Raw genomic sequence first — 20,105 nt, 5'->3', positions numbered from 1 at the left:
TGTAGCGACAGATAATTAGGCCAGAATTATACCCGTTTTCCCGCTTGCTAATTCTGCGCTAATTTTCTGCTAATTAAGGGATAAATTTAACGCGCTATTGTGGCGGCACTGGACATATTGCCAACGCAGGAGAATCCCATGAATCAGCGCGAATTTATCCGTAGTTTGCTGGACTGGATAGAGAATAACTTAGGGCACGATCTGCATCTGGATGAAGTCGCACGCCGCTCGGGATACTCCCGCTGGCATCTGCAACGTCTGTTCCGTCAGCACACCGGCTTTTCACTGGCCGAGTACATTCGCCAGCGCCGGTTAACCGAATCTGCGCTGACGCTGATTAACAGCGATGAGGCGATTTTGCAGGTGGCGATGAGTTACGGCTTCGATACGCAGCAGGCTTATACTCGCACCTTCAAAAACTACTTCATGGTGACGCCAGGCCAGCTGCGCCGCCAGCGTCGCGTTGAGCCGGATCGTTTATTGTTCCCATTGGCGATGGCGAGTTGATGTATGCCTATGCGCATTCGTAGCGGCGCAATTCATCGCGCCGCTACGAAATGTACGCTGATGGACTAATGACGCCTTTTGCTTTTAAGCTGCTGTTCTCACTCTCTTAACTGCCAGAGAACATGGATAACAGCGACAATCTCTCCGCCATGATGCTGTTTGCACGCGTCGTGGAACGGCAAAGCTTTAGCGAAGCCGCACGCACCTTAGGCGTCTCCAAATCGCACGTCAGCCGTGAAGTGGCGCGGCTGGAAGTGCGCCTCGGCATCAAGCTGTTGCAGCGCACTACGCGCAAAGTGGTGCTGACGGAGCTCGGCCAGGCCTACTATCCGTTCTGCGTGCGCATGCTGGAAGAGATGCATCGCGCCGACGCCTTTGTGCAGCAGGTACATCAACTGCCCGCAGGCAACGTGCGCTTGCAGGCGCCGATCACCTACGGCTGTCAGTGCGTGGTGCCGACGCTGAATGACTTTATTCGCCGCCATATTCACATCAACGTCGATCTCGACCTCACCACCAGCGATGACCCGCAACCCAGCGCCGACGTGGCGATTGTGATCCGCGCGCGTGCGCCCGACGCGGCCAATTATCGTGAACTCGCCAGCATTGATTGGGGCTTGTACGCCACGCCAGATTATCTGGCGGCGCATGCGCCCATCGATCATCCCGACCGCCTGATGCGTCACGACTTGCTGCTGTTTCACGGCACCGCGCACACCGCCGCGCTGCCGTTTCGCCGTGATAAACAGCGCCTGGCGCTGGATGTGCACAGCCGTTTCCGCGCCAACAACAGTATGGCGCTGCTTAATGCCGCACTGGCGGGCACCGGCATCGCTTATCTGCCCGCTTATATGACGCAAGATGCCTTAGCGCGCGGCGAAATCCAGCAGGTGCTATCAGATTGGCAAATGGACCGCCTGCACAGCTATCTGTTGCTGAAAGAGCAGCCGCAACCCTCTTCGCCGGTCACCTTACTGTGCGATGCGTTAATCAACACCCTTGGCACAGCGTAATTGTTGTTATCTGGCAACAATGCTGCGCCGCCTGGCAATTATCCGCGCTACTCTGTTTTCTGCGCAGCGTCACTGTTAGCCTGCTAAAAAAGCAAAAAACAGGGATATTACCATGCAGCAACCTCCACTCGCGTTAGCGCCCGAACAGCAACACTGGAAGCGAAATTTATGTGTCTGCGTGCTGGGTTCGTTCAGCACCATTGTGGCGATGACGCTGCTGTTGCCGTTTCTGCCGCTCTATGTGCAGCAACTTGGCGTGCAGGAACCGGCGGCGATTGCGCGCTGGTCGGGTGCGGCCTACGGCGCCACCTTCCTCAGCGCCGCCCTGACCGCGCCGTTATGGGGCAAACTGGCCGATCGCTATGGCCGCAAACTGATGCTGATCCGCGCCAGCCTCGGCATGGCGATTGCCATGTCGCTGATTGGTATGGCCACCGCGCCGTGGCAGCTGGTGGCGCTGCGTTTGCTGGCGGGTTTGCTCGGCGGCTACGCTTCGGGATCGACCATTCTGGTGGCGGCGCAAACGCCTAAAGAACAAACCGGCTGGGCGCTCGGCGTGTTGTCATCCGGCATTATGGCCGGCAACGTGGTGGGGCCGCTGCTGGGCGGCGTATTGCCGCCGCTGATTGGCATTCGTCACACCTTCTGGCTGACCGGCGCGGTGATTTTCCTCGCCTTCCTCGCAACCACCTTTTTGCTGAAAGAGGTGCCGCGCTCCTCTGGCAAGAAAACCCCACAGAAGATTGCTGACGATGCGAAGTCACTCAATTTGCCCGTGGTGCGGCTAATGTTGCTGTCGGGCATGCTGCTGATTTTCGCCAATATGTCGATTGAGCCGATCATCACGCTGTATATCGGCCAGTTTGTTAACGGCGATCACGCCATCACCGTCACCGCCGGATTGGTGATGGCCGCCGCCGCGCTCGGCAGCATTATTTCCGCGCCGCGTCTGGGACGGCTGGCCGATCGCGTCGGGCATGGTCGCGTGCTGGTGTATGGGCTGATAGCCTGCGCGCTGCTGCTGATCCCGCAGGCGTTTATCCGCGAAGCGTGGCAATTGGTGGTGCTGCGTTTTCTGATGGGCATGGCGCTGGGTGGATTGATGCCGTGCGTCACCGCGCTGATTCGTCACAGCGTGCCGCAGTCGCAGGTGGGCAAGATGCTGGGTTATTCAACCTCGGCGCAGTATGTCGGCCAGGTTTCAGGTCCGCTGTTCGGCGGCTTTATTGGCGGCGCGTTTGGTATGCGTCCGGTGTTTCTGGCGACCTGCGTGATCATGGCGCTGTGCGCATTGCTGAACGCGCGAGTGCTGCGTAAAACCTAACATGTAGGGCGCCATTCATGGCAACCGTTACATATAAAAAAAAGCGGGCCTAAGCCCGCTTTGTTATCTCAACGCGAAAACTTACTTCGCATCAGGCAGTGCATAAGCAATCACATAATCGCCCAGCTTGGTGCCAAACGAACCGTGACCACCGGCAGCGATAACAACGTACTGCTTGCCATCCACTTCATAGGTCATCGGCGTTGCCTGGCCGCCTGCTGGCAGACGTGCCTGCCACAGCATTTCACCGGTATTGGTGTCGAACGCACGCAGGTAGTTATCTGCGGTGGCACCAATGAAGAACACGTTACCGGCGGTGGTGATTGGGCCGCCCAGCATTGGCATACCCATTTTGAACGGCAGTGGCACTGGCGCGCTATCGCGAACCGTACCAATGCGTTTTTTCCACACGGTTTCGTTGGTCTTCAGATCAACTGCGGAGACATAGCCCCACGCCGGTTGTTTACATGGCAGACCAAACGGTGACAGGAACGGATTCAGCTCCACGCCGTACGGTACGCCGTACTGTGGCTGGATACCGGTTTCGGTGCCTGAACCGCCTTTGTCGTCAGCCGGTGGCTCGATCGGGTTGCCCGGACCGCGCGGAACCAGCTTCGACACAAACGGCAGCGCCATTGGGTTAGCAATCGCAATCTGACGATGTGGGTCAACTGCGATACCGCCCCATTCGAACATGCCAAGGTTGCCTGGGAACACCAGCGTACCTTGCTCAGACGGCGGGGTGAACGGACCTTCATAGCGCAGACGCTTGAAGATCACGCGGCATACCAGCTGGTCGTACATCGTCGCGCCCCACATGTCCTTGTCCGTCAGATTCTGTTTCGGACGGAAGGTCAGTTCGGAGTACGGCTGAGTAGGCGCAACGTGGTCACCTTTAGCGGCACCCTGTGGAACCGGAGTTTCCGGCGCAGGGACAACCGGCTCACCGGTACGACGATCCAGGACAAAGATGTTACCGGTTTTCGCCGGTGCATAAATCACCGGTACGGTTTTGCCATCTTTAGTCGTGATATCGGCCAGCGTCGGCTGCGACGGCAGGTCCATATCCCACAGATCGTGATGCACGGTCTGATACGACCACACCAGTTTACCGGTGGTGGCGTTCAGCGCCAGTACGCTGCTTGCATAACGTTCCTGCTCTGGTGTGCGGTTGCCGCCCCAGATATCTGGCGTTGACACACCCATCGGCAGGTAAACGATATCCAGTTTCGGATCGTACACCGCCGGTGCCCATGAGTTCGGTGAATTCATGGTGAAGCTGTGTTCATCCGCTGGAATCGCGTTTGGATCTTTGGCACCCGGATCGAACACCCACAGCAGTTTACCGGTGTTAACGTCGAAGCCACGGATGGCGCCTGACGGCTCACGGGTAGAGTAGTTATCGGTGACCGCACCCGCTACCACGATGGTGGTGTCGGTGATGACCGGCGGCGACGTCGGCTCATACTGGCCTGGCGTCAATACCGGCTGCTTGTGCTGCAGATCCAGTTCACCGTTGTTGCCAAAGGCAGCACAACGTTCACCGGTTTCCGCATCCAGCGCGAACATGCGGCCATCATTCACCGGCAGGTAAATGCGGCGTGAGCACAGCGCAGGTTGGGTATTGGCCGCATCGGCCGCAGCAGGCACTTCGTGGTAAGAAACGCCACGGCAGGTCACGTGCTGGAAGGTTGGATTCGGCTTCAGGCCCGGATCAAATTTCCACTTCTGCTTACCGGTTTTGGCATCCAGCGCAAACAGAATCTGGTGCGGTGAGCAGAGATACAGGGTGTCACGGATTTTGATTGGCGTGACTTCATCGGTGATTTCGCCCGGATCGTTTGGCGTCTTCAAATCGCCGGTCTGGAACTGCCAGGCAACCTGCAGCTCTTTCACATTACCGGTGTTGATCTGCTTCAGCGGGGAGAAGCGGGTGCCTTGCTGGTCACGCGCATACGCCGGCCAGTCAGCATCAGCGATGTTGCTCAGCGGCTGTGCCTGCGGAGCATTGGCTGCTGCCGCTGGAATTTCACCGTTCAGCTCTTGCGGATCGTGGAATACCGCCCACGCCAGCACCAGCACGCTGGCAAGCAGCGCCACTGACAGCAGCGCCAGAGCGCCTTTGCCGGCATTATTCAGACCGCGATACACAAACGGCAGAATCAGCCAGATGCCGAAGATCACCAGCACATCGGTACGCGGTGCCAGCGCCCAGAAGTCGAAACCGACTTCCCACACGCCCCACACCAGCGTTGCCAACAGCAGCAATGCGTACAGCAGTAATGCTGAGCCGCTACGGCGCCACAGCAGAATAGCGGTGATCAACATGACCACACCGCCAATAACGTAGTACCAGGAACCACCAATGGCGGCTAACCAAACGCCACCAACCAGCATAAACGCGCCCGTCAGCAGTGCAAACAGCACTGTGAGAAAACGGATTACGCCAAAAGATGAGGAAGCTTTCCCCATAATATTGACCTCTTTCTTTGCCATTAAAAACTAAAAAGGAAACAACGCGTTGGGTTGCTTCCCGACATAGAGTACGAAATAACGAAACGGTTCGAGCGACGCTTTCCGTGCGGCGAGATGTTCCCTTTGCGTTAAATTTTATCTTAAAAACGTTAAAGGGTTTGATATTTTTAGTGCTTTGCACTCGTTGAAGGGAAGTACTGCGACATTTTATGAGGGAATAAAGGTGTTATGTCCGGTTAGATCGGGCCACAACACCTAAGAGCAACACATTGTGTAAACGTTTACCCTTCAAACAGCGTGCTGCTTGTGCGTTGTTCCTGCCAGCCGCTCAAATTAAGTTGCGCATAGTGCTCAGCGGGCAACGTTAACTGTGGCGTGCGTAATATTACTTCCACTTCTCTTTCACGACAGGATTCCAGCAGAAAAGGAAAGCTGAACTTGAGATAATTATCGTGAAAAAACTCGTCGGTCAGCGCAATACCGCTAAATGGAAACGCAGCGATATTCTTCCAGCAGGTGCCGGGCGGTGCCAAATCATAGAGCCAAAATGAGAAACGCTCTGCGGCCCTACGTAAAGCACTATCTTGCTGAACTAAATCGGCATAATTGATTGCCAGCTGTACATTCTCATCCTGCAGGCTGGAATAAATTTCCGGATCCTGTAAAAAACGCATAAGGTTATTTCCCGTTAACGGGATGATTATTAATTCGGGTGTATCCGGTAACTGATTATGCAGCGAAATTATGTTGTGTCCATTAAGTATTGCTGTGTTTTCCTGTTCGCAATGCATAAAGGGGGCTGAATAACACACGCCAGCTAGCGCCCCGTCGAAGCGATGGATGCGCTCAGTAACATAAGGATTATAAGAACTGTTTTCCATTTATCTCTGTGAATAAATTAATTAACTGGAGCGTCTTAATTATTATAAGGACGGCGGGATAATGAAATCTAAACACAGTCAATATAGATCGTTTTGTTTATCAAGATCACCTTTTTTTAACTGTCACTGATAGAGAGATATTAGGCGCTGAGCAGGATGAATTAATCGGCTATTGCCATATTGGGAAACTTTTGGATATTTTCATCTCATAACCATCAGCCTGCTAATATTAAGAGCTCCATGCTTAGCTAATTTTTGGATAAGCTTCTGTTTTTAAACAGCACGGCTAGCCATTGCCTGGCTCAGTAAGATGCCGCACTCTGTGGCCTGAAAAAATAAAGCGGAAGCCGCAACGTGGCTTTTCACCAGGTTGGTGCAACGACGCTAACCGATGTAATTGTTTAGGATGGGATAAAACTATGGGTTCTCCAGTCTCCGCAGCAGAGGATTCATTGCTGCGGCACAGGTCGTTTGTCGCCTTTTGGCTGGCGCGCACCTGTTCATCGTTTGGTTTTCAAATGTTTTCGGTCGCGGTCAGCTGGCAAATCTACGCGCTGACCCACAGCGCGATGGCGCTCGGCATGATTGGTCTGATGCAGTTTCTGCCTTCTGTACTGCTGGCACTGCCCGCCGGGCATCTGGCCGATCAGCTTGACCGTCGTCGTATCGTATTGCTCGGACAATTTATTGAGTGGCTGGCGCTGCTGGGGCTGGTTGCGCTCACGCTGATGAACTGGGCGGGCAAGATCGAGATTTGGGGATTGGTGTTTCTGATCTCCGTCGCCAAGGCGCTTGAGTGGCCAGCGATTACCTCGATGCTGCCGGCGCTGGTGCCGCCGCCGATTCTGGCGCGCGCCATGGCCGCCAGTTCGGTGGGCGGACAGGCGGCGGTGATTATCGGCCCAACGCTCGGTGGCTTCCTTTATGTCGCCGGTCCGGAAGTGGTGTATGGCGTCTCGGCGCTGTTCTATCTGTTCTCCATCGTGCTGGTGAGCCGACTGCGCTATGAGCGGCCGCCGCAGGCGCGCTTGCCGATGAATCTGCCGAACCTGTTTGCCGGCGTGCGCTTTATCCGCGATCGCAAAGATGTGCTCGGCGTGATTTCACTCGATCTGTTTGCCGTGCTGCTGGGCGGGGCCACCGCGCTGCTGCCGATCTTCGCGCAAGATATCCTGCATACCGGGCCGTGGGGCTTGGGCATCCTGCGCGGCGCGCCGTCGGTCGGTGCGCTGCTGGTTGGCGTGTGGCTGAGTCGTCACAAGCTGGAAAAGAACGTCGGCATGATCATGTTCGGCTCGGTGGCCGGTTTTGGCGTGGCGACGCTGGTGTTCGCGCTCTCCACGCAGCTGTGGCTGTCGGTGATCGCGCTGGCGGCGTTGGGCGGCTTCGATATGGTCAGCATGGTGATTCGCGGCGCGCTGGTGCAACTCGATACGCCGGATGACATGCGTGGCCGCGTGAATGCGGTCAACGCCATCTTCATTAATACCTCGAATCAGCTCGGCGAGTTTGAGTCAGGTTTACTGGCGGCATGGATGGGCGCAGTGCCCGCGGCGGCGATTGGCGGCATCGGCACGCTGATCGTGGTGGGCGTGTGGATGGCGATTTTCCCGCATCTGCGTAAGCGGCAGAAGCTGGAAAACGAAACCGTTACCTAACTTCAACATCGCGCGATGAATCGCGCCGCTACGGATTGTAGCGGCGCAATTTATTGCGCGTGTCTTACGCGGTTGCTGCTTTCCCCAGGTTGGCGTCAAATTTTTTCCAACTCTCCGTCATATCCACCACGGTTTTCGATTTTCGCGCTTCATCGATTTTGATCGCAGTGAGGCCCGCTTCCAGTGCGTCCACCACTGAAACCTTCAGCGGCGTTCCCTGTGTAATGTGTTTCACAATCTCTTCAGCCATCAGCGCATCTGCGCCGTAATGGCCGTCATAGGCGTTGCCGTCATACTCAGTATCCGCTTCGCGCGCACCGGTGCGCGCGTTGTGCACGCGGAAGTAGTTACGCACGAAGTCACCTTCGGCCATGCCATCGGTGCCCATCACGCAGAAGCGGCGGAACTCATCCGGTACGTTAAGGTTGGCATGGAAGGCGAGGGTCGCGCCACCGGCATACTCAATCAGCGCGGTTTGGTAATCGACGATGTCGGCATCGCCGTCAAACACCGCATCGGTACTCGACCAGCCGCTCGGTTTAACGTGATACACCTCTGACTGCGCTGTTACCGCACCTTTAGGCGCGTGCTGCGGGGTGAAGTTTTTGCGTCCGCCAAAGCTGGCAACACGAACCGGACGCTCGCCGACCAGACCCTGATAAAGATCGATATCGTGGCAGCATTTTTCCAGAATATACGGGCCGGCGTACTTCTCCAGACGGCGCCAGTCGCGCTGGAAGAACGCACCGTGATACGGCTTGATGTGTTCAGTGGCTTCAATTGAGGTGATTTCGCCGAGGCGATTTTCATCACGCGCGGTGAGCAGGTCGCGATAGAGCGGCGAGTAACGCAATACCAAGCCGACCAGAATGCGCTCGTGACCATATTGCTGCACCAGCTGCGCCATCGCCATGGTTTGCTCTTCGTTGATCACCACCGGCTTCTCGGTGAACACCGTGTAGCCCGCCGCTAAGCCCTGACGAATGTGTTCAAGGTGCATAAAGTTCGGCGAACCCACCAGCAGCAGATCAAAGCCGCCGTGTTGCAGCAGCGCATCCACGCTAGCAAACGCGGTGCCCGCGTCGATGCCAAAGCTGTGCAGATTCGGTAATCCCGCCGGAGCCGGATCGACATAACCCACCACGGAAAACGCTGTGTCGGCTTTGTTGAACTCTTTCACCACATGGGAAAGCCGAAAGCCCAGACCAATAATGCCCACTTTCATGTTGTACCCCTGAAGCCCGTTGCCTTTGAGCCGCCCGACCTGTCAGGCTGCTGATAATCTGACCGTTAACTTATTACGACAGAAAAACTAATGTCAATCCGTGTGGCGGATCTCAATTGGTGAAAAATTGTTATTTATATGATTTATATCTATTTTAATTAACTATACGGATTGCCTATTTATTTATTATTGCGATTTAAGTTTTTTTCCCCTATCTTTCGCACATCTATAAGCGTCATACCGTTTCGGGCTGGCAGGAGGAAGCGCGTGCAATCACTAATGCTGGGTATTGATGGCGGTGGTACGCACTGTCGTGGACGCCTGACCGACAGCGCCGGACGCCTGCTGGCGGAAGCCAAAGGCGGTCCCGCTAACGTCTGGTCGCAGTTTGATGCCGCCATCGTGGCCATTGATCAGGTCATTGACGATCTGTTTACGCAGGCGAATTTACCTGTTGAAGCGCGCGACCGCACGGTGATCGTCGCCGGTTTGGCGGGTGCGAACGTCGCCTCGGTGCAAAGCCGTCTCGCCAGCTGGCAGCCACGCTGTCAGGCGCGCTATCTGTTTACCGATGTCGAAATCGCCTGTGCCGGTGCGCACGCCGGTGCGCCAGGCGCGGTGTTTATTATTGGCACCGGCAGCCAGGGCGCGGCCTGGGATGGCACGCACTTCACGCTGCTCGGCGGCTGGGGTTTTGCCCTGTCAGATGCCGGTTCGGGTGCGATTCTCGGCCAACGCGCGCTACGGCTGGCGCTGCTGGCGCACGAAGAGATTGTGCCCGCCTCGGCGTTAACGCAGCGCATCATGGCAAGCTATCAAAACAGCCCGGAACAGCTGCTGATGTGGTCGAAACAGGCGACACCCGCTGATTGGGGCCGCGTGGTGCCTGAGGTGTTCGCTGCCGCGCAGCAGGGCGATGTGCACGGCACAGCGCTGGTGCAGCAATCCGCCGCGGATATCGTGCAGATGGTGCAGCCGCTGCTGGCGCGCAGCCACGGCAAGCTGGCCTTGATGGGCGGACTAGCCGCGCCCATTCAGGCGTGGCTACCGGCGGATATCGCCGCGCTGCTGGTGCCGCCGCAGGGCGATGCCCTAAGCGGTGCGCTTCGCCTGGCCATGCAGTTCAGCCTGAAACTTCCCGCTTAACTTCAGATAAAGAGGCTCATGAGCGCTCCCAACGTAACCGCGCGCATTCTGCGGCTGATTGTCGAAAATGCGCCTATTAGTCAATCCGATCTCAAAGTGCGCAGCGGCCTGAGCATGTCGACGGTGTCGCAAGCCACCAATCGTCTGCTGACCGGCGGCATCGTGCAGGAGCTGGGGCTACGTCGCGTCTCAATGGGGCGGCCCAAAACGCTGCTCGGCCTCAATCCGGATCACGCCAGCGTGGTGGGGATTCAGCTTAATGCCGAACGCAACCTGATGGTGCTGACCGATCTCAGCGGCAACATCATCGGCGAGCAGCAAATTCCTTCCGGCGCGATGACGCCCAAACAGCTCGGCGATGCGCTGGCGAAGTTTTTGCGTGGCGTTGAGGGCAAAAAGGTTGGGGCGATTGGTCTGGCGCTGTCGGGTTTGGTCGATGCCAGCAATGGCGTTTGCGTGCTGTCACGCGCGCTGGGCTGGGATAACGTGCCGATTGCCCGTCTGCTGGAAGAGCGCTTCTCGCTGCCGGTATTTATTGAAAATGATGCCAACGCGCTGGCGATGGCGGCGCTGGTGTTTGGTCAGCTCGGTCATGCGCAGTCGGCGGTGATAGCTACGTTCGGCAAAGGCATCGGCGCGGGGATTCTGCTCGATCGCCAGCTTTATCGTGGTCGTCACGGCAAAGCTGGGGAGATTGGCGTGTCGCTGCTGGGCGATGGTTCTGAGCGTCTGCTGGAGGATGTGGCGTCGTCGCAGGCGATTCTGCAGCGCGTGGCGGCCACCACCAAAGAAGAGGTGCCGCATACGCTGCGCGATCTCGATGTGCGTCCAACGCCGGAGGTGCTGAGCGCGCTGGCCGAGGCCGGGCAGCATCTGGGGATGTCGCTGGCGAATCTGTCGGTGGCCTACGATCCGGACGTAGTATATCTGGCGATGGAGCCGCAAATGGCTTCGCGCATTCTGCTCGACCACGTTACGCAGAGTTTTCAGACCTACCGTTTGAAGCTGACGCCGCACATGACGCCGCTGCAGTTCCTTACGGAATCCAACCGCATGTGGGCGCAGGGCGCGGCCGGGTTTGCGGTGAATAAGCTGCTGGATTTGTTGGCCGCACAGGCCGATGAAGAGATCGCACCGCAATAATGAATCACGCGATAAATCCCCGCCCATTCTGTCGCGGCGCGATTTATCGCGCCGCGACGAAAAGATGCGGCTTTTACCTTATCTGAGTCGCAAACCCTGCTCATCAAACAATAAACAGTGCTCGGCACGCAGCTGATAACTCAGCCGCTCGCCAATCGCGTGTTCCGCCACGTTACGCTCCTCAATCACCAGCAGCTTCTCTTCGCCGATATCGAGATAGAGATAATTGGTGTGTCCCAGCATCTCGCTAAACGACAATTCGCCGCTAAAACTCAGGACATCATCGTTGCTGCTCACTGGCTGGAAATGCTCTGGACGTACGCCCAGCGTGATTTTCTGCCCTTCGCGGCACGACGCGGCGATCGGCAGCGTAAGCTGATTAATGCCCAGCGCCGGCACCCGCAGTTGCACCGCGCCCGGCGCGATCGCGGACACTTCGGCAGTGAGGAAATTCATCTTCGGCGAGCCAATAAACCCGGCGACAAACAGGTTGTCGGGATCGCGATACAGCGCCATCGGCGCGCCGACCTGCTCAATGCGGCCCTGACGCAGCACCACGATGCGATCCGCCAGCGTCATCGCCTCTAGCTGATCGTGCGTCACGTAGATCATGGTGTTGCCCAGCGAAGCGTGCAGGCGAGCAATCTCAATGCGCATCTGCAAACGCAGCTCGGCATCGAGGTTCGACAGCGGCTCATCAAACAGAAAAATGCGCGGGTGGCGGATTATCGCGCGGCCAATCGCCACACGTTGCCGCTGTCCGCCGGACAGCGCGCGCGGTAAGCGGTCAAGAAATTCTGTCAGATGCAGGCGCGCCGCAGTCTGTTTGATCGCCTGCTCAATTTCCGCTTTCGGGCGCTTCATCACTTCCAGCGGATAGGCCAGATTGCCGCGCACCGTCATGTTCGGGTAGAGCGCATAGGACTGAAACACCATGGCGATGCCGCGCTCGGTGGCGTGCTGATCGGTCATATCGGCGCCTTCAATCAGCAACTTACCGTCGGTGATCTCCTCCAGCCCGGCAATCATGCGCAGCAGCGTAGATTTCCCGCAGCCGGAAGGGCCGACAAACACCACGAATTCGCCGCTGTTAATGGTGAGATCGATGCCATGAATCACGTTTACATTTTCGTAGGACTTTTTAACGTTTTGCAGATGCAGGCTGGTCATGCGATGCCTCGAATCAGAGAAGTTGGCCCATATAAATGGCGTTGCTGCGCATAATCGGCGTGAAGCCAAGGCGCTGATAAAAGCCGCACACCTGCTCGTTTTGCAGGCTGACGCCGAGATAAACGCCCGGCACGCCCGCGGCACGCAGATCGTGTAGCAGCTGTTCAATCAGCTTGCGCCCCCAGCCACCTTGCTGCGCGGCGGGTAACAGATTGATGTGCAGATGCGCAGGCCATTGCGTCACCAGCTGATCCGCTGCCGCATCGGGCTGATGAATCGCTTCCAGCACTTTGCTGTCGAGCGGCGCCTGCGGCGCGTAATCGCGATACTGCTGTTGCAGCTGTGGCCACCAATCAGTATTCAACTTTGCTTCGAAGGCGCGCGTATCGGGCGCGGCGACCGCGTAGCCGACTACCTCGCCGTGCTGTTCCAGCACATAAGCAAATTCGGGCGCAAAGCGCGCGTAGGGAATGACAAAGCGCAGGCCGGGCAGCGCGGGATCGGAGTAGAGCGCGCTGGCATCGGTGCCGGCATTGGCGGTCTCTAAGCAGATGCGCGACAAGGCGGGGAAATCTGCCTCGCTGGCGCGACGAATAACACCTTCAGCCGTCATGGTGGAGCCTCTGTGGTCAGGAGATGAACAGATTTTACGGTAAAGAAAGCCGACTTAGTTTTCAAGGTGTAATAATTGCGCTGGCGCATAAAGCTGATGCGAACTATAACCACAAAGCATGACTGGGCGGCTGACAAACTCACGCGCAACGCCGGTATGAGCGCTGATTGAAAGCACATTGCCTTTCGCTCACCTATCGCAGTGATGATAACTATAGGATTTTCATATGCTCTATCAGTATGTTAAAGCAGCTTGCCTGGCTGAGTGATTTATACTGATGCTCAGGCTTTACTGCGCAACGCTGTCCGGTTTGCGCGCTGAATCGCAGCATCCTCTGCTGTTCTGGCGGCTTTTCTTCTTACTCTTTGCACTGTATCACAGAGCAAAAATTCCGCAGTGGTGATGTTTGACTTTCTTTTGTGCATAAAGTAAGTATGAATTATGTGCGTTGTCGCTGCTGAATCAACCTGCCGGGAATCGCAGGTGTCGAGATGAAGGGATGCCAGTCATCTGTTGGAGAAACCGAGCATGATGTGTGATTCAACCAATCGTCCTTCCCGTTTGCAAAGTTCACTGCGCACGGTGTCGCGTCTGGTCTCCGCCGGGATTCTGCTCGGTGCGACCATGGCAGCCGCGCAGGCCGTTACCCTGAATGAGTGGGACATTTACAACTATCCGCAGCAGACCGAAGCGGTGGATGAAGCGGTAAAAGCGTTCCAGCAAAAGAATCCGGACATTGTGATTCAGCGTTCGGTGCACTCCTTCGAAGACACGCGCATTCCGCTTAAGCTGGCGCTAACCGCCGGTGACGGCCCGCAAATCGCCCAAGTGAATCAGGGCGGCGGCGATATGGGCTCGCTGGTGAAAGACAAGCTGCTGTGGCCGCTGGATGATTACGCCAAAACTTACGGCTGGACCACGCGCTTCCCGGATTCAATCCTGAAACGTAACCGCTGGTCAGATAAACAAGATTTCGGCAGCGGCAAAACTCTACGGCGTGGCGAGCCTCGGCGAGATGGTGGGTTTGTACTACAACAAAGCGCTGCTGGATAAAGCCGGTGTCGCGGTGCCTAAAACCCTGCCAGAACTCGAACAGGCGATGGAGAAACTCAAAGCCGCCGGTACACCGCCGATGATGCTCGGCCTGCTCGACGGCAACATGGGCCAGCAGCTGCTCAGCACCTTGTGGGAAGCGCAGATTGAGAGCAGCGACCGGAAAAAACTCGACGATCTGATTTACGACGTGGGCGGCACGTTCAAAGACGACAAGCTGGTGAAAGCCGCCAACCTGATGAAGGGCTGGAACGACAAAGGCTATCTGTTCCCCGGCTTCCAGGGCATTGGGCACGACGATGCCGCGACCCTGTTCCAGAATGGTCAGGCAGCGTTCCTGGTGAGCGGAACCTGGTATCTCGGCCAGTTTAAAGACAACAAAGATCTGCACTTCGCCGCGATGCCAGCGGGCGAGGGCGTGCAGCATCCACTGATGGTGGGCGGCACCGATCTGGCGTTCTCCATCACCAGCACCGCCAAAGACAAAGCGCAGCAGGATTCCGCAGCGAAGTTCATCGATTACATCGTCTCAGATGAGATGGCGAACCGCTGGCTGAAAGTGGGCTTCCTGCCGGCCGGCACCAGCAAAAATGCGCAGATTCCGGCGGATAACCCGCTGCTGGCGGAAGCGTATCAGGTGTGGGTGACGCTAAATGACAACGATGGTCTCGGCCATTATCTCGACTGGGCCACGCCAACCATGAACGCTGAGCTGAATCAGAATGTGCAGCTGCTGCTGGCGGGACGTCAAACCGCCGACCAGATGGTGATCAACTTCGATAACAACTATCAACGTTACCTGAAAACCCTCAAGCACTGATGACGTACGGCCCGGCGTAAGTGGCCGGGCCGCGAACAGGCCCGCAAGCGAGTACGGTTATGCTGAATAAATCTGCCTGGCGCAATGCGCTCTATCTTCTGCCCGCGGTGCTGGTGTATGCGGTGTTTCTGCTGATGCCGCTGTTGGCCTCATTAGGGATCAGCTTCACCGAATGGGACGGCACCTCGTGGCCGATTTTCATCGGCATGGGTAACTATCTGCGCATGTTCCAGGATCCGGTGTTCTGGGTGGCGCTCGGCAATAATGCCTTGCTGATGCTGTTCTACACGCTGTTTCCGATTGGCGTTGGACTGCTGCTGTGCAGCTTCCTGTATGAGACGCGCAATAACAAAGAGCGCAGCGTGCTGCGTATCCTCTTCTTCCTGCCGTACATCATGCCGATGGCGGTGCTCGGCGTGGTGTGGCGCTGGCTGTATAACCCGGCGTTTGGCCCTATCGATCAGTTCCTGCGCGCCGTGGGTTTGCCGCAGCTGGCGAAGTCGTGGCTGGGTGATTTTACCTGGGCGCTACCCGCGGTCGGCTTTGTCGCCACCTGGTACTTCTTCGGTTTCTGCCTGGTGCTGTTTATGGCGGGCTTGCAACGCATGGATCCGTCGCTGCTGGAAGCGGCCGATCTCGATGGTTCATCACGCCGGCAGAAATTTATGCGCATTACGCTGCCGTCGCTGCGTCCGGAACTGCGTATCGCGCTGCTGCTGACGGTGATCGCCAGCTTGAAAGCCTTCGATCTGGTTTACGTGATGACGCAAGGCGGGCCGGGCACGTCCACTATGGTGACCAACATCTTTATGTATAAGCAGGGCTTTGACCTGCACTACTTCGGCTATGCCTCCGCCGTGGCGGTGTTCAGTATGCTGATTGTGTTAATGATCAACGGCTTAATTCATCTATGTCTACGGGAGCGTCACTGATGCGCGGCACGCCAACTGTCTCACGCGCGCTGATCTGGATTGTCGCGTTGATGACCATCCTGCCGTTTTTAATGGCGCTGATGACCTCGTTCAAAACCCAGATGGAGCTATTTCAGGGCGTGTTTACCTTGCCCTCGTCGCTCAATTTCAAAAACTACATCACCGCGTGGCAGCAGGGACATTTCAACGTCTACTTCATGAACTCGGTGCTGGTGGTGATTCCGGTGGTGATCTGCAGCATCCTGCTCGGCATTCTGGCGGGATTCGGTTTTGCCTGGCTGAAGATCCCCGGCAAAACGGTGGTTGCCGCGCTGCTGGGCCTTGGCATGGTGCTACCGAGTGAAGCCTTTATTATTCCGCTCTATCACGAGCTACGCTGGATGGGCCTTACCAATACCTATCTGGCGCTGATTCTGCCGCAAATTGCCTTGTCGCTGCCGTTTACCACGCTGATGATTGCCACCGCGTTGCAGCAGGTGCCGCGCGAGCTGGTGGAAGCGGCAGTGATGGATGGTGCCTCACGCCGCAAAATTCTCTGGGGCCTGCTGGTGCCGGCGATTTGGCCGACGCTGTCCACGCTGGCGCTGCTGCTGTTTATCTGGACGTGGAACGAGTTCCTTATCCCGCTAATTCTGGTGAATAAAGATGAGCTGCGCACCTTGCCGATCGGCATGATGTTTTTCCAGAACAAAAACACCATCGATATTCCGGTGCTGATGGCGGGCGCGATGATTGTCATCCTGCCGCTGGTGGCGGTGTTCCTGGTGTTCCAGCGCAAATTTATCAGCGGCGTCACCGAAGGCGCGGTGAAATAACCATCTTGTCCACCAGCAAAAGGTTTTGGTCATGCGGCGCGTGCTGCAATAGCGCATCGCCGCTATTCAGGAGAACCGCATGCACGTTTCATTGGCTGATTTCTACCCCATCGCCGATGGCGAAACGCTGGATACACACTGCTTCCAGCGCGCACTCAATCATCTGGCAACGCGCGGCGGCGGCACCTTATCAGTGCCGCCTGGCCGCTATCATCTCGGCACGCTAACGCTGGGTTCCAACATTAATCTGCATCTCGAAGCGGGCGCCACGTTGCTCGCCAGCTCACGCGTTGAGGATTATCAGCAGCAGCTGGCACAGAGCCAGGCTGAACTGTCGCAGCATGTGCTGCTGTACGCCGTCGGGCAGCGCAATATCAGCATCAGTGGCAAAGGGGTGATCGACGGTAACGGCGATGCGTGGTTTGCTGCGGAAAAGGACGAGCAGGGTTATCGCCTGCCGCGTGCGCAGCGCCCGCGCATCGTGGTGTTTGAGGATTGCGAGCAGGTGACGCTGCAAGATTTCACCATCATCCAGGCGCCGATGTGGACGGTACATCTGGTGAGTTGCCGCCATGTACATGTCGACCATCTCACCATCAATAACAGCATGAGCATGCCGAACACCGATGCGCTGGATATCGACAGCTGTGAAGCGGTGTTTGTCAGCAACAGCTACCTGAGCGCGGCCGATGATGCCATCTGCATCAAAACCAGCCAAAAACCCGCGCATTTGCGACGTGCCGCGCGACAAATCATGATCAGCAACTGCCTGCTGCGCTCCTACAGCTGCGCGTTCAAAATTGGCACCGAAACCTTCGATGACGTGGAAGATGTCACCGTCTCCGGCTGCAACCTCTTTGATTCCAACCGCGCGATTGGCTTGCTGTCGCGTGATGGCGGCCAGTTCCGCCGTTTGCTGTTCAGCAATATCACGCTGGCCTGCCGCCACGCGCCGCCGTGCCATTGGGGTAAAGCCGATGCGCTGTTTGTTTCAGTGCGCGCGCGCGATCCGGCGATAGCGCCGGGCAGCATTGAGCAACTGCAATTCAGCAACGTCAGCGGTGTGATGGAAGGAGCAATTAACCTGCATGCGGAACAACCGGGACAGATTCGTGATGTGATGCTGGCGAATGTGCAGCTGCGGCAAGTGGTAGCAGCAGGTGCGGATCAGGGACATTACGATGTGCGCCCGCCGTGTAATCCCGAATCGCCGACCGGCATGGGCCTCGACAATGCGTACAAACTGGATAGCACATCGGGCTTAGCATACGGCGTCGCTGCTTATCCGGATGGCTTGCCGGGCGTGTTTGCGCGCGGCGTGGAGAATCTACAGTTGCATAACGTGGTGATTACGCGCCCGCAGCCGTTGCCCCACGGCTGGCATGCGGAAACAGTGCAGATTCTTTAGGGCACGCCTGGAGGTTACAACGCAGCAGCGATAGCCGCGCCCAGTTCCTCGGTTGACGCGCGGCCGTCGAGCTCGCGCGTCAGGCTGTTGCCCGCCGCCAGCGTAAGCTCGATGGCATCCAACACCGCTGCGCCCGCTTCGGCGTAATCGAGGTGCTCCAGCATCATCGCGCCACTCCAAATCTGACCAATCAGGTTGTTCACGCCTTTACCGGCGATGTCAGGTGCCGATTCAAAGGTGCTGTAATTAATGCGTTGATTTTGATTATTTGTAATCATATTTGATGCTTTGTGAGCAACCTCAAACAAATTAAGCCCTGTTTAGCCTATAAAACGCCTCTAATATGCGTAAATTCATTCTTATTTGAGCGAAATGAATCATAAGCATAAGTGGGGTGGCGAAGTGCGTAGACACGGTGAATAACAACATCGGCCACCTCATCAACGGGACGCGTGAAGCCCAGCGCGTTCCACGACCCTACGTTATCGATGAGGCTGAAATGAAACAATTCTCTACAGAAGGGATGGTGATTATTGTCGGGATTGTCATTGCGTACATCCTGTTCACCACCTGGCTCACCTGGCGTCTGCGCAGTAAAAACAGCGGCGACTTTATGGCTGGCTCCAATGTGATGCCGGCATTTGTGGTGGGCGTGATGCTGATGTCGGAATACATCGGCGCCAAATCCACCATCGGTACGGCTCAGGCAGCTTTCGAAGATGGCTTTGCCGCTTCATGGTCGGTGATTGGTGCCGCTATCGGTTTCCCGCTGTTTGGTTTTTTGCTGGTAAAGCGCATCTACAATACCGGCAAAATCACCATCTCTGCGGCGATCGCTGAACGTTATGGCAACTCCACCAAAAACATCATCTCGCTAATCATGATCTATGCGCTATTGCTGGTTAACGTCGGTAACTACGTTAGCGGTGCGGCGGCGATCTCAACGGTGCTCAACCTCGATCTCACTACCGCTGCGGTGATCACCGCGATCGTCAGTACGTTCTATTTTATGTTCGGTGGCATGAAAGGCATCGCCTGGGTCACGCTGCTGCACAGCGGACTGAAATATATCGGTATTCTGATCATTCTCGGCGTGGCCCTGCACATGACCGGCGGCGTCAGCCCAATGATCAAAGAGATGCCGCATTTCTACTGGACGTGGGACGGCAACGTTGGCGGCAGCACTATTTTCGCCTGGATGATTGGTACTATCGGCTCGATCTTCTGTACTCAGTTTGTGATTCAGGCGATTGCCTCGACCAAAAGTGCCGAGTCCGCCAAACGTGCAACCTGGGTGGCGTTCTTCTTCTGCATGCCGATTGCCATTGCTATCGCGCTGATTGGCGTGGCGGCGAAATACCTGCATCCCGATATTAAAAGTCTCTATGCGCTGCCGGTGTTCCTGCAGGACATGAGTCCCTGGCTGGCGGGGATTGTCACCACCTCACTCGTGGCGTCGATCTTTGTCAGCGTCAGCACCGTAGCGCTGGCGATTGCCTCGCTGGTGGTAAAAGATTTCTACGTGCCCTATCGCAATCCGACACCGGAGCGCGAGTTCCGCATGACGCGCTGGCTGTCGCTGCTGATCGGTTTCCTGCCGCTGATTTTCGTGCTGTTCGTGCCGGAAGTGTTGAAGCTCTCCTTCTTCACCCGCGCTATTCGGCTGTCGATTTCAGTGGTGGCAATCATTGCCTTTTATCTGCCGTTCTTTAAAAGCACGCGCGGCGCCAATGCAGGCCTGATTGGTGCGTGCGTCATGACGTCAGTGTGGTATCTGCTCGGCGATCCATTAGGTATCAACAACATGTACGTGGCGTTGATCACGCCGGCGGTCATCATGGTGATTGACCGCCTGATCCCTTCAAGCCAAACCCATGTGAAAAAAGCCCCGAAATCTTCAATGCAAAACAGTGGAGCCTGAA

Annotated in this window: 15 protein-coding genes and 2 pseudogenes; 11 read left to right on the top strand and 6 right to left on the bottom strand. The window is 56.6% G+C overall.

What is annotated here, in order from left to right:
* The first annotated feature begins 138 nt into the window (after positions 1–138).
* The 3 genes from Q3H59_RS18280 to Q3H59_RS18270 all read left to right on the top strand — a co-directional run bounded on the left by Q3H59_RS18280 (position 139) and on the right by Q3H59_RS18270 (position 2,844).
* Positions 139–507: a helix-turn-helix domain-containing protein gene (locus Q3H59_RS18280; protein WP_101762352.1), complete on the top strand. Its 369-nt coding sequence runs from the start codon at positions 139–141 to the stop codon at positions 505–507.
* Positions 508–629: 122 nt separating this feature from the next.
* Positions 630–1,520 carry a LysR family transcriptional regulator gene (locus tag Q3H59_RS18275; RefSeq protein ID WP_309836209.1) on the top strand — a complete coding sequence of 297 codons (891 nt, stop codon included), beginning with the start codon at positions 630–632 and terminating at the stop codon, positions 1,518–1,520.
* Between the two features lie 112 nt (positions 1,521–1,632).
* Positions 1,633–2,844 carry an MFS transporter gene (locus Q3H59_RS18270; RefSeq protein WP_277974416.1) on the top strand — a complete coding sequence of 404 codons (1,212 nt, stop codon included), beginning with the start codon at positions 1,633–1,635 and terminating at the stop codon, positions 2,842–2,844.
* Between the two features lie 81 nt (positions 2,845–2,925).
* Here the strand turns inward: Q3H59_RS18270 and Q3H59_RS18265 are convergent, their stop codons facing one another.
* Both Q3H59_RS18265 and Q3H59_RS18260 read right to left on the bottom strand, forming a co-directional pair.
* A complete protein-coding gene (locus Q3H59_RS18265) occupies positions 2,926–5,316 on the bottom strand; it encodes a glucose/quinate/shikimate family membrane-bound PQQ-dependent dehydrogenase (RefSeq protein ID WP_309836207.1) in 2,391 nt (796 codons plus the stop codon).
* Between the two features lie 284 nt (positions 5,317–5,600).
* The gene (locus tag Q3H59_RS18260) at positions 5,601–6,200 is read right to left on the bottom strand and encodes a hypothetical protein (RefSeq protein ID WP_309836205.1); all 600 of its coding nucleotides are present in this window, start codon (positions 6,198–6,200) and stop codon (positions 5,601–5,603) included.
* Positions 6,201–6,619: 419 nt separating this feature from the next.
* On the opposite strand from Q3H59_RS18260, the gene Q3H59_RS18255 reads away from it, so the two are divergent.
* Positions 6,620–7,858, top strand: coding sequence for an MFS transporter (locus Q3H59_RS18255; protein ID WP_309836203.1), 1,239 nt, complete (start codon positions 6,620–6,622; stop codon positions 7,856–7,858).
* A gap of 64 nt (positions 7,859–7,922) precedes the next feature.
* Here the strand turns inward: Q3H59_RS18255 and Q3H59_RS18250 are convergent, their stop codons facing one another.
* Complete coding sequence (locus tag Q3H59_RS18250; RefSeq protein WP_280172362.1) at positions 7,923–9,083, bottom strand: Gfo/Idh/MocA family protein; 1,161 nt, start codon at positions 9,081–9,083, stop codon at positions 7,923–7,925.
* Between the two features lie 267 nt (positions 9,084–9,350).
* Here Q3H59_RS18250 and Q3H59_RS18245 point away from each other — a divergent pair, with 267 nt between their 5' ends.
* Together Q3H59_RS18245 and Q3H59_RS18240 are read left to right on the top strand one after the other, a co-directional pair.
* On the top strand, positions 9,351–10,229 hold the full coding sequence (locus tag Q3H59_RS18245) for a BadF/BadG/BcrA/BcrD ATPase family protein (protein WP_280172363.1): 879 nt from the start codon (positions 9,351–9,353) through the stop codon (positions 10,227–10,229).
* Positions 10,230–10,247: 18 nt separating this feature from the next.
* Positions 10,248–11,372: an ROK family transcriptional regulator gene (locus Q3H59_RS18240; RefSeq protein ID WP_280172364.1), complete on the top strand. Its 1,125-nt coding sequence runs from the start codon at positions 10,248–10,250 to the stop codon at positions 11,370–11,372.
* Between the two features lie 78 nt (positions 11,373–11,450).
* Here the strand turns inward: Q3H59_RS18240 and Q3H59_RS18235 are convergent, their stop codons facing one another.
* Positions 11,451–12,542 (bottom strand): ABC transporter ATP-binding protein, encoded by a 1,092-nt coding sequence (locus tag Q3H59_RS18235; RefSeq protein ID WP_192412626.1) that lies wholly within the window; start codon positions 12,540–12,542, stop codon positions 11,451–11,453.
* Positions 12,543–12,555: 13 nt separating this feature from the next.
* Entirely contained in the window at positions 12,556–13,155 is a 600-nt protein-coding gene (locus Q3H59_RS18230; RefSeq protein WP_192412624.1) for a GNAT family N-acetyltransferase, read from the bottom strand.
* 528 nt (positions 13,156–13,683) lie between these two features.
* Between Q3H59_RS18230 and Q3H59_RS18225 the strand changes: the two are divergent.
* The 4 genes and pseudogenes from Q3H59_RS18225 to Q3H59_RS18210 all read left to right on the top strand — a co-directional run bounded on the left by Q3H59_RS18225 (position 13,684) and on the right by Q3H59_RS18210 (position 18,183).
* A pseudogene (locus Q3H59_RS18225) lies at positions 13,684–15,028 on the top strand (ABC transporter substrate-binding protein).
* 59 nt (positions 15,029–15,087) lie between these two features.
* Complete coding sequence (locus tag Q3H59_RS18220; protein WP_101762375.1) at positions 15,088–15,960, top strand: carbohydrate ABC transporter permease; 873 nt, start codon at positions 15,088–15,090, stop codon at positions 15,958–15,960.
* A complete protein-coding gene (locus tag Q3H59_RS18215; protein WP_101762341.1) occupies positions 15,960–16,775 on the top strand; it encodes a carbohydrate ABC transporter permease in 816 nt (271 codons plus the stop codon). Before Q3H59_RS18220 ends, Q3H59_RS18215 begins: the two co-directional genes overlap by 1 nt.
* Positions 16,776–16,854: 79 nt before the next feature.
* Positions 16,855–18,183 carry a glycoside hydrolase family 28 protein gene (locus tag Q3H59_RS18210; protein ID WP_309836197.1) on the top strand — a complete coding sequence of 443 codons (1,329 nt, stop codon included), beginning with the start codon at positions 16,855–16,857 and terminating at the stop codon, positions 18,181–18,183.
* Positions 18,184–18,197: 14 nt separating this feature from the next.
* Here Q3H59_RS18210 and Q3H59_RS18205 read toward each other — a convergent pair.
* Positions 18,198–18,413: pseudogene (locus Q3H59_RS18205) on the bottom strand (isocitrate/isopropylmalate family dehydrogenase); the annotation flags it as partial.
* A 269-nt stretch (positions 18,414–18,682) separates the two neighbouring features.
* Between Q3H59_RS18205 and Q3H59_RS18200 the strand changes: the two are divergent.
* Positions 18,683–20,104 (top strand): sodium:solute symporter family protein, encoded by a 1,422-nt coding sequence (locus Q3H59_RS18200; protein ID WP_101762339.1) that lies wholly within the window; start codon positions 18,683–18,685, stop codon positions 20,102–20,104.
* The last annotated feature ends 1 nt before the right edge of the window (position 20,105 follow it).

It is taken from the genome of Pantoea sp. SORGH_AS_0659 (assembly GCF_031453915.1).
Classification (GTDB): domain Bacteria; phylum Pseudomonadota; class Gammaproteobacteria; order Enterobacterales; family Enterobacteriaceae; genus Pantoea; species Pantoea leporis.
This window is presented reverse-complemented; position numbering and strand designations above follow the sequence as displayed.